Raw genomic sequence first — 9,648 nt, 5'->3', positions numbered from 1 at the left:
GGTCACCACCGGCCCCAATGGGGCAGACGCGTTGTCTTCGGACCACCGGCCGGTGGGGGCGGGCCGCGCAGTTCCCCGCGCCCCTTCGGGGCACTACCGGCGCCTGGTCCACCGCGAGCGCGGCGGCTAACGGGTGAGGCGCCAGGCGGTGGGGAGGGCGGTCATGGCGAGGGCGGCTTTGAGGGCGTCGCCGAGGAGGTAGGGGCGCAGGCCGAGGGAGACGGCCTGGGAGGCGGAGAGGTGGGCGGAGACGGCGAGGTAGGGGACGCCGACGGCGTAGATGAGGGCGGAGCCGACGAGCATGGTGAGGGCGGTACGGGCGACGGTGCGGTCGGCGCCGCGGCGGGCGAGGGCGCCGACGGCGGTGGCGGCGACGATCATGCCGAGGATGTAGCCGAAGCTGGGCATGGACCAGCCGGAGGCGCCCTCGGAGAACCAGGGCAGGCCCGCGACACCGGCGGCGGCGTAGAGGGTGAGGGAGGCGAAGCCGCGGCGGGCGCCGAGGGAGGTGCCGACGAGGAGGGCGGCGAAGGTCTGCCCGGTGACGGGGACCGGGGAGCCGTGCACGGGGATCGACAGCTGGGCGGCCAGGCCGGTGAGGACGGCGCCGCCGACCACGAGGGCCACGTCGCGCACCCGGGCGCGGGCGGCGGTCGAGGCGGGCAGCAGGTCGGCCAGGACGGAACCGGAGGCGGCGGGGGCAGCGGTGCTCATCGGTACTCCGCGGGGTGAGGGTGGTCGGGACACCGTGACGCTAACCCAGCGGCCGAGCGATGATCATCGTGAGTTTGCGACAAAGCCGCACCCGACGGCTTGGAGACTTCCGTACCCCCTCAGTTGGGCCGTTTCAGCAGGTCGCGTGAGGTACGTCACGTCCGGGGCGGGCACAGGTGTGCCCGCCCCGGCTGTGGGGTTCCACCAATCAGTCGGCGGGCTGGATCAGGTCCCACCGGTTGCCGTAGAGGTCCTGGAAGACGACGACGGCGCCGTACGGCTCGTAGCGCGGCTCCTCCTCGAAGACGACGCCCTCGGCGACCATCCGCGCGTAGTCGCGGTCGAAGTCGTCGGTGGTGAGGAAGAGCCCGACGCGGCCGCCGGTCTGGTCGCCGACCCGGCCCGTCTGGGCCGGGTCGCTCGCGCGGGCCAGCAGCAGCCCGGTCTCCCGCGAGCCGGGCGGCGCGACGACCACCCACCGGCTGCCGTCACCGCGCGGGGTGTCCTCGCGCAGCTCGAAACCGAGCGCGCGGGTGTAGAAGTCGATGGCCTCGTCGTACTCGCGCACGACGAGGGCCACCAGGCCGAGATGGGACATGGACGTCAGCGCTCTCAGTCGAAGATCGGGCCCTGGGTGCGGGTCCGCTTGATCTCGTAGAAGCCCGGGATGGAGGCGACCATCAGGGTGCCGTCCCAGAGCTTGGCGGCCTCCTCGCCGCGGGGGGCGGGGGTGACGACGGGGCCGAAGAAGGCGATCTGGTGGCCGTCCTTGCCGGGGACGGCGATGACCGGGGTGCCGACCTCCTGGCCGACCTTGTCGATGCCCTCCTTGTGGGAGGCGCGCAGTTCGGCGTCGTAGGTGTCGGTGTCCGCGTGGTCGGCGAGGGCGGCGGGCAGGCCGACCTCCTCGAGGGCGGCGACGATCGTCTCGCGGGTACGGGGCAGGGCCTGGTTGTGGAAGCGGGTGCCGAGCGCGGTGTAGAGCTTGCCGACGACCTCGTCGCCGTGCTCCTGCTGGGCGGCGATGACGACCCGGACCGGGCCCCAGGCGTCGCGCAGGAAGGTGGCGTAGCTCTCCGGAAGGGTGTCCAGTTTGTCCTCGTTGAGCACTGCGAGGCTCATCACATGCCAGCGCACCTCGACCGGGCGGACCTTCTCGACCTCCAGCATCCAGCGCGAGGTCATCCAGGCCCACGGGCACAGCGGGTCGAACCAGAAGTCGGCCGGGACCTTTCCGGTCTCCGGCGTGGTCCGGGCGATGTCAGGCACGGTGGCGGTCACTGCGTACTCCTCGTACAGGTGGTGCTCGGGGGGACGGGGCAAGACTCTTGTGTGACGGACAACGGGGACCGGCGCGGCCGCATTCCCCCGCTCTGCCCCACCACGCCCCGTGCGAGGATGCGAGACGTTGTGTCCACCCTGCGGAAGACAAAGGAGTCGCCCGTGCCCGGCGAGAATCTCAGCCGTGAGGAGGCCCGTGAGCGGGCCGCGATCGTTTCCGTCGAGCGGTACGACGTGGCGCTCGACGTCCGGTCGGCGGTCGGCCCGGCCGAGGGGGTGCGCACCTTCCGCTCGACGACGGTGATCGAGTTCCGCTGCTCGCGGCCGGGCGCGTCGACGTTCGTGGACCTGATCGCCCCGGCGGTCGCCTCGGTCCGGCTGAACGGGCGCGACCTCGACCCCGCGGTGGTCTTCGACGGCACCCGGATCGCGCTGGACGGCCTGGCGGAGCGCAACACGCTGGTGGTCGACGCGCGTTGCGCGTACAGCAGGACCGGCGAGGGGCTGCACCGCTTCGAGGACCCGGAGGACGGTGAGATCTATCTGTACACGCAGTACGAGCCCGCCGACGCCCGCCGGGTGTTCGCCGACTTCGAACAGCCGGACCTCAAGGCGCCGTTCACCTTCCAGGTGACCGCACCCGAGGGGTGGGCGGTGCTGAGCAACAGCGAGCGAGACGGTGAGCCGGAGACGGCGGACGGCGGCGGCGCCACCACCCGCTTCCTGCCGACGCAGCCGATCTCCACGTACATCACGGCGGTGGTGGCGGGCCCGTACCACGTGGAGCGCGACCACTACTCGCGCACCTTCGAGGACAAGGCGGTGCTGGATGTGCCGCTGAGCGCGCTGTGCCGCAAAAGCCTGGCCCGGCACTTCGACGCCGAAGAGATCTTCACGGTGACCAAGCAGGGCCTGGACTTCTTCCACGACCACTTCGACTACCCGTACCCGTTCGGGAAGTACGACCAGGCGTTCGTGCCGGAGTACAACCTGGGCGCGATGGAGAACCCGGGGTGTGTGACCTTCCGGGAGGAGTTCGTCTTCCGCGGCAAGGTGACGCGGGCGGCGTACGAGGGCCGGGCCAATGTGATCCTGCACGAGATGGCGCACATGTGGTTCGGCGACCTGGTGACCATGCGCTGGTGGGACGACCTGTGGCTGAAGGAGTCGTTCGCGGACTTCATGGGCGCCTTCGCCCAGGTGGAGGCGACGCAGTACGACGCGGGCTGGATCACCTTCGCCAACCGCCGCAAGTCGTGGGCGTACCGGGCCGACCAGCTGCCCTCGACGCACCCGGTGACGGCCGACATCCGCGACCTGCAGGACGCCAAGCTCAACTTCGACGGGATCACGTACTCCAAGGGCGCCTCGGTGCTCAAGCAGCTCGTGGCGTACGTGGGCCAGGACGCGTTCCTTGAGGCCGCGCGGCGGTACTTCAAGCGGCACGCGTACGGCAACACCACGCTGGCGGACCTGCTGTCGGTGCTGGCGGAGACGTCGGGCCGGGACGACATGGCGGGCTGGTCGCGGTCGTGGCTGGAGACGGCGGGGGTCAACTCGCTGACGCCGCGGCTGGTCCTCGACGCCGAGGACCGGATCACCGAGCTGGCGGTGCTGCAGACGGCCGACCCCGCGTATCCGGAGCTGCGGCCGCACCGGATCGCGGTGGGGCTGTACCGGCGCGGTCCCGGTGGCGCCCTGGAGCGCTACGCGCGGGCCGAGACCGATGCGGCGGGGCCGGTCACCGTGGTCGGGGAGCTGGCGGGGCAGTCGCGGCCCGAGCTGGTGCTGGTCAACGACGACGACCTGACGTACTGCAAGATCCGCTTCGACGAGGCGTCGCTGGACACCGTACGGGCGCACCTGGGTGATCTGACCGATCCGCTGGCGCGGGCGCTGACCTGGTCGGCGGTGTGGAACCTGACCAGGGACGGGCTGATGCCGGGCCGCGACTACCTGGGTCTGGTGCTGCGGTTCGCGGGCCGCGAGAGCGACATCGGGGTGCTGCAGTCGCTGCATCTGCAGGCGCGGTCGGCGCTGACGCACTATGTGGCGCCGGAGTACCGCGCGGAGGGCGCGCGGGCGCTGGCCGAGGGCGCGCTGCAGGAGCTGCGGCTGGCGGAGCCGGGCAGCGGGCACCAGCTGGCGTGGGCGCGGTTCTTCGCCTCGGTGGCGTCGTCGGCCGCCGATCTGCAGTTGCTGCGGGGGCTGTTGGACGGTTCGGCGAAGATCGACGGGCTGGATGTCGACCAGGAGCTGCGCTGGACGTTCCTGGAGCCGCTGACCGCCGAGGGTGTGGTGGACGCGGGGGTGATCGCGGCGGAGCGGGCGCGTGACGACACCGCCTCCGGGCACCGGCACGAGGTGCGCTGCCTGGCCGCGCGTCCGTCGGCGCAGGTCAAGGCGGCGGCGTGGGCCGATGTGGTGGAGTCGGACGCGCTGTCGAACGCGCTGGTGGAGGCGACGATCGCGGGCTTCGCGCAGGCCGGGCAGCGGGAGCTGACGGCGAGTTACGTGCCCGCGTACTTCGCGGCGATCGAGCGGGTGTGGGCCGAGCGGTCGATCGAGATCGGGATGGCCGTGGTGCGGGGGCTGTTCCCGTATCTGCAGGACCGGCAGGAGACGCTGGCGGCGGCGGACGCGTGGCTCGGTGAGCACGAGGACGCGGCGCCCGCGCTGCGCCGGCTGGTGCTGGAGGCCCGTGACGATCTGGCGCGGAGCCTGCGCGCACAGAGCTGTGACGCGGGTGCGGCGCGCTGAGGGTCCGAGGTGAGGTACGGCGGGGCCGTCCCGGCTGGTCGGGGCGGCCTCGTCACTCAAATGGGTGAACGGGGCTGATCGGCATCCGAACACCTGGACTTTAGCCCGGCGTTGTCCCGTTTTGTCGACGAGCGGGTAACAACGGTTAGTGACGGGTGGGGCCGCGGGAACGACCTCGCCATGAACGCCGACAACTCCCCCAGCCCCCGCACCACCCACACCCTGGGCCATCTCCAGGCCGAGCAAGGGGTTCTGACCCTGCGTCAGCTCCGCGAGCGGGGTGTGACACCGGGCACCCTGGCCGAGCGCTGCCGTCCCGGCGGCCCGTGGCGGCAACTGCTGCCGCAGGTCTACCTGCTGCACTCCGGGCCGCCGACCAGCGCCGAGCGGGTGCAGGCCGCGCTGCTGTACGCGGGCCGCGACCCGTGGGCGCACGGCCCGGTCGGCGGTGGCCGCGAGGCGATGGTGACGGGGCTCGCCGCGCTGGCGCTGCGCCGCTTCTCGTCGGTGCCGCCGCTGCCGGGGCTGCCGGTCATCGACGTGCTGGTGCCGCGGCAGCGGCGGCTGCGCGACACCGGCGGGGTGGCGATCCACCGGGTCCGCGAACTGCCGCGCGCACAGGAGGTGGTGGGGCTGCCGTGCGCCCCGGTGCCGCGCGCGCTGGCCGACGCGGTGGCGGAGCTGGACGACGCCGTCACCGTACGGCGGCTGCTGATCGAGGCGGTACGCGGCGGGCACTGCACCGCCGCGGCCGTGGTGGCGGGGCTGGGCGCCGCGGGGCTGCTGGAGCGGCCGGACGTGACCGCCGCGGTGGACGCGCTGCTCGCCGACAGCCGGGCGCTGGCCGAGGAGTTGCTCTACACGATGGTGCGCCGCCACGCGCTGCCGGACCCGGTGTGGAACGTGGACCTGCGGCTGCCGGGCGGCCCGCAGCTGGGCGGGGTGGACGCGTACTGGCCGGAGCACGCGGTGGCCGTGGAGATCGACGCGCGCACGGCGCGGCCGCGGCATCGGCCCGGCGAGGAGGAGGACGGGGTCCACGACGTCTGCGCGGACGGCGCCTTCGGGGACGGGCCGGCGCCGGGGGCGTACGAGCACGCCGACGACGACGCGGTCTGGTCGCGTTACGCCCGGCAGCGCGAGCGGCTGGAGGCGCTGGGCGTCACCGTCATCCACCTCACCCCGGCGAAGCTCCAGGAGTCGGCGGAGCAGCAGGCGGCGATCGTCAGGACGGCGCTGCTGGCGTCCGCCGACCGGACACCGGCCGCCTATGTGGTGGTCACACCGAGGTGACCCACCGCTGCGATACGTGGCACGGGCGGAACGATTCGCCCGGGAGACGGCCCCTTTGTCACCGATGGCGGCTGGCGGAAATACGTCACGGGCGACCCAAAGCCAGGTCAACACTCCCCAAAGAGCGGCTAAATCCAGCAGTGTGAGCGGTCGACCGGCTCCGCTTTCCGAACGTACCTCCACGCTGCGAACAGGGATGCCCATGCCACTCGCCCCGATATCCATGAAGAGACGCGCGGCCCGCATCGCGCTGGCCGCGGGCCTGGTCGCCGCTCTGTCGGCCGCCGGGCCCGCGCTCGCGAGCGCGGACAACGCCCCTTCCTCCCCCGGCACTTCACCGGCCGGCGCTTCACCGACCGGCACGGCCGCGGGCGGCACCGACGCTCCCGGAGCCCCCGGCAAGGACGCGGCCGACAAGCTCGGTTCCGCCGACGCCTCGCTGCTGGCGAAGGCCAAGGCGGACGGCGACAAGAACGTCACCTTCATGGTCGCCACCGCGCCCGGCAGCACCGGCCAGGTCGCCGACAAGCTGGACGCGCAGGGCGCCAGCGTCGGCCTGACGTACGACAAGGTCGGTTACGTCCGGGCCACCGTGCCCACCGGGAAGGCCGACGCGGCCCTCGCGGCGGCGCAGAAGCTGCCCTCGGTGCTGGCGATCGACCTCAAGCAGGAGATCAAGCTCGACGACCCGGCGCCGTCCGCCGACACCACGGCCTCGGCCGGGCGGCAGGCGCGCCCCGCGAAGAGCTACCCGGGGCCCGGCGCGGACACCCCGGCGAAGAACCCGTACCAGCCCGCCTTCGAGACCGGCGCGGTCGACTTCGTGCACGACCACCCGGCCGCCGACGGGCGGGGCATCACCGTCGGCATCCTGGACGCGGGCGTGGACATCGGGCATCCCGCGCTGCAGACCACGACCACCGGCGAGCGCAAGATCGTCGACTGGGTGACCGCCACCGACCCGATCGTCGACGGCGACGCCACCTGGCGCCCGATGGTCACCCCGGTGGCCGGGCCGAACTTCACCGCCTCGGGCCGTACCTGGACCGCGCCCAGCGGCTCCTTCCTGTTCAGCACCTTCGCCGAGGCCGCCACCAAGGGCGGCGACATGAACGGCGACCTGAACCGGGACGGCGACACCACCGACAAGTGGGGTGTCCTCTACGACCCGGCCGCGGGCACGGTCCGGGTGGACCTGAACGACAACGGGGACTTCACCGACGACACGGCCATGAAGCCGTACAAGGACGGTTTCCAGATCGGCCACTTCGGCACCGACGACCCGTCGACGCCGATCTCCGAGTCGATCCCGTTCACCGTCGAGATCCGCAAGGACGTCCCCATGGACCCGTACGGCGGGACCTGGGTGGGGAAGAAGGCCGACTTCGTCAACATCGGGGTGGTGGAGTCCGAGCACGGCACGCACGTGGCGGGCATCACCGCGGCGAAGGGCCTGTTCGGCGGGCGGATGAACGGCGCGGCCCCGGGGGCGAAGATCGTCTCGTCGCGGGCCTGCACCTGGACCGGCGGCTGCACCAGTGTCGCCCTCACCGAGGGCATGATCGACCTGGTGGTCAACCGGCACGTGGACGTCGTCAACATGTCGATCGGCGGCCTGGGCGCCCTCAACGACGGCGCCAGCGCCCGCGACCAGCTCTACAAGCGGCTCATCGACACCTACGGGGTGCAGCTGGTCATCTCCGCGGGCAACGACGGCCCCGGGGTGAACACCATCGGCGACCCGGGCCTGGCCGACCACGTGCTGAGCGTGGCCGCGTCCGTCTCCCGGGAGACCTGGGCGGCCAACTACGGCTCGCAGACCACCGTCCCGTACTCGGTGATGCCGTTCTCCTCCCGCGGCCCGCGTGAGGACGGCGGTCTCGCGCCGGTCGTCACCGCGCCGGGCGCGTCGATCAACACCATCCCGACGTGGGAGCCCGGCGTGCCGGTGAAGGAGGCGGGGTACTCCCTGCCGCCCGGCTACGCCATGCTCCAGGGCACCTCGATGGCCTCCCCGCAGACCACGGGCGCCGCGGCGCTGCTGCTGTCCGCCGCCAAGGCCGCTCATCTCACGGTCACCCCGGCGCAGTTGCGCACCGCGCTGACCAGCACCGCCCGCCCGATACCCGGCTTCTCGCCGGCCGACCAGGGCGCGGGCCTGATCGCCGTCGCCCCGGCCTGGGACCTGCTCAGGCACGGCGGTTCCGCGGACACGTACACGGTCAAGGCGCCGGTGAACACGGTCCTGTCCGGTGTGCTGCAGACCCCCGGCTTCGGCACCGGCGTCTACGACCGCGAGGGCGGTCTGACGGCGGGCGCGGCGCGGACGTACACCGTGACCGTCACCCGCACCGGCGGGCCCGCCGCCGCGCAGTGGCAGACGCTGCGCTGGGCGCAGAACGACGGCACCTTCCGGCTCGACGGGCCGCCGGTGGTCAGGCTGCCGCTGAACCAGCCGGTCACCGTGGGGATCACCGCCAAACCGCGGTCGGCGGGCGTGCACAGCGCGCTGCTGAACGTGGACGACCCCTTCACCCGCGGCACCGACACCCAGATCGCGGCGACCGTCGTGGTCTCCGCGCCGGTCGCGGGCCCCTCGTACACGCTGAGCCGCGGCGGCACCATCCAGCGCGACAGCACCCGCTCGTACTTCGTGACGGTCCCGGCGGGCGCGACCACGCTGGAGGTCGCGATGGGCGGCCTGGCGACCGGCAGCCAGACGCGGTTCGTGACGATGCACCCGTACGGTGTCCCGCTCGACCCGCACCAGACGATCGACTGCTACCCCAACTACGAGAACCCGGCGAACGTCTGCCGCCCCGACGTGCGGTCGTACGCGAACCCGCAGCCGGGCGTCTGGGAGATCGAGGTCGAGGCGCGCCGCACCTCACCGCTGCTCGACAACCCCTACCGGCTGGACGTGTCCGTGCTGGGCGCGGTCTTCGACCCGGCGGTGCGGACGGTGCCCGAGGCGAAGGTCGGCACGCCGGCCCCGGTGAGCTGGACCGTCACCAACGGCTTCGCCGCGATCGACGGCAAGCTGAAGGGCGGTTCGCTGGGCTCCGCGCTCACCGCGAAGCCGACGATCGCGCAGGGCGACAAGGAGACCACGACGCTGGCGCTGCCCGCGGGCGCCTCCCGTCTCGACGTCTCCATCGGCTCGCCCTCCGACGCGGCGGCCGACCTGGACCTGTACGTCTACCGTGACGGCGTCCTGGTCGGGCAGTCCGCGGACGGCGACGCGGAGGAGTCGGTGAGCCTCGCCAACCCGGCGGCGGGCACCTACACCTTCGAGGTCGACGGCTACTCGGTGCCGTCCGGCTCCACCACCTACGACTACAAGGACGTCTACTTCTCCGACGCCCTCGGCCAGGTCGCGGTGGACGACTCGGCGACCGTCACCCTCCCGCACGGCGGCTCCGCCCAGGTGTCCGCCTCCGTCCTGGCCGCCGCGCCCGCCCCCGCGGGCCGCCAGCTCTTCGGCCAGGTCCAACTGCTCGACGCCCGCGGCTCGGTGACGGGCACGGGCAGCGTGCTCATCACCAGCACCGTGGGGTAACGCCCCTCCCCCCGGCGGGGCGCGCACTCTCCGAGTGCGCG

Annotated in this window: 6 protein-coding genes; 3 read left to right on the top strand and 3 right to left on the bottom strand. The window is 72.8% G+C overall.

Features of this window, described 5'->3' with window-relative positions; all coding sequences use genetic code 11:
• Positions 1-126 precede the first annotated feature (126 nt).
• From AB0M29_RS44515 to AB0M29_RS44505, 3 genes are all read right to left on the bottom strand, one after another.
• On the bottom strand, positions 127-714 hold the full coding sequence (locus AB0M29_RS44515) for a biotin transporter BioY (RefSeq protein ID WP_365393456.1): 588 nt from the start codon (positions 712-714) through the stop codon (positions 127-129).
• Positions 715-922: 208 nt separating this feature from the next.
• Positions 923-1,312: a VOC family protein gene (locus AB0M29_RS44510; RefSeq protein ID WP_365393453.1), complete on the bottom strand. Its 390-nt coding sequence runs from the start codon at positions 1,310-1,312 to the stop codon at positions 923-925.
• A 14-nt stretch (positions 1,313-1,326) separates the two neighbouring features.
• A complete protein-coding gene (locus AB0M29_RS44505) occupies positions 1,327-1,974 on the bottom strand; it encodes a DsbA family protein (protein WP_365393458.1) in 648 nt (215 codons plus the stop codon).
• A gap of 183 nt (positions 1,975-2,157) precedes the next feature.
• Between AB0M29_RS44505 and pepN the strand changes: the two genes are divergently transcribed.
• The 3 genes from pepN to AB0M29_RS44490 all read left to right on the top strand — a co-directional run bounded on the left by pepN (position 2,158) and on the right by AB0M29_RS44490 (position 9,607).
• Positions 2,158-4,755, top strand: a complete 2,598-nt coding sequence (gene pepN / locus AB0M29_RS44500; protein ID WP_365393450.1) for an aminopeptidase N — start codon at positions 2,158-2,160, stop codon at positions 4,753-4,755.
• Between the two features lie 180 nt (positions 4,756-4,935).
• Positions 4,936-6,048, top strand: coding sequence for a hypothetical protein (locus tag AB0M29_RS44495; protein WP_365393447.1), 1,113 nt, complete (start codon positions 4,936-4,938; stop codon positions 6,046-6,048).
• Between the two features lie 223 nt (positions 6,049-6,271).
• Positions 6,272-9,607, top strand: coding sequence for a S8 family serine peptidase (locus AB0M29_RS44490; protein ID WP_365393445.1), 3,336 nt, complete (start codon positions 6,272-6,274; stop codon positions 9,605-9,607).
• Positions 9,608-9,648 lie beyond the last annotated feature (41 nt).

Source organism: Streptomyces sp. NPDC051976 (assembly GCF_040680795.1).
Classification (GTDB): domain Bacteria; phylum Actinomycetota; class Actinomycetes; order Streptomycetales; family Streptomycetaceae; genus Actinacidiphila.
This window is presented reverse-complemented; position numbering and strand designations above follow the sequence as displayed.

Excerpts from the sequence above, each read along its gene's own strand:
- AB0M29_RS44495 (WP_365393447.1), top strand. The coding sequence starts at position 4,936 with ATGAACGCCGACAACTCCCCCAGCCCCCGCACCACCCACACCCTGGGC.
- AB0M29_RS44510 (WP_365393453.1), bottom strand. The coding sequence starts at position 1,312 with ATGTCCCATCTCGGCCTGGTGGCCCTCGTCGTGCGCGAGTACGACGAG.
- AB0M29_RS44490 (WP_365393445.1), top strand. The coding sequence starts at position 6,272 with ATGAAGAGACGCGCGGCCCGCATCGCGCTGGCCGCGGGCCTGGTCGCC.
- AB0M29_RS44515 (WP_365393456.1), bottom strand. The coding sequence starts at position 714 with ATGAGCACCGCTGCCCCCGCCGCCTCCGGTTCCGTCCTGGCCGACCTG.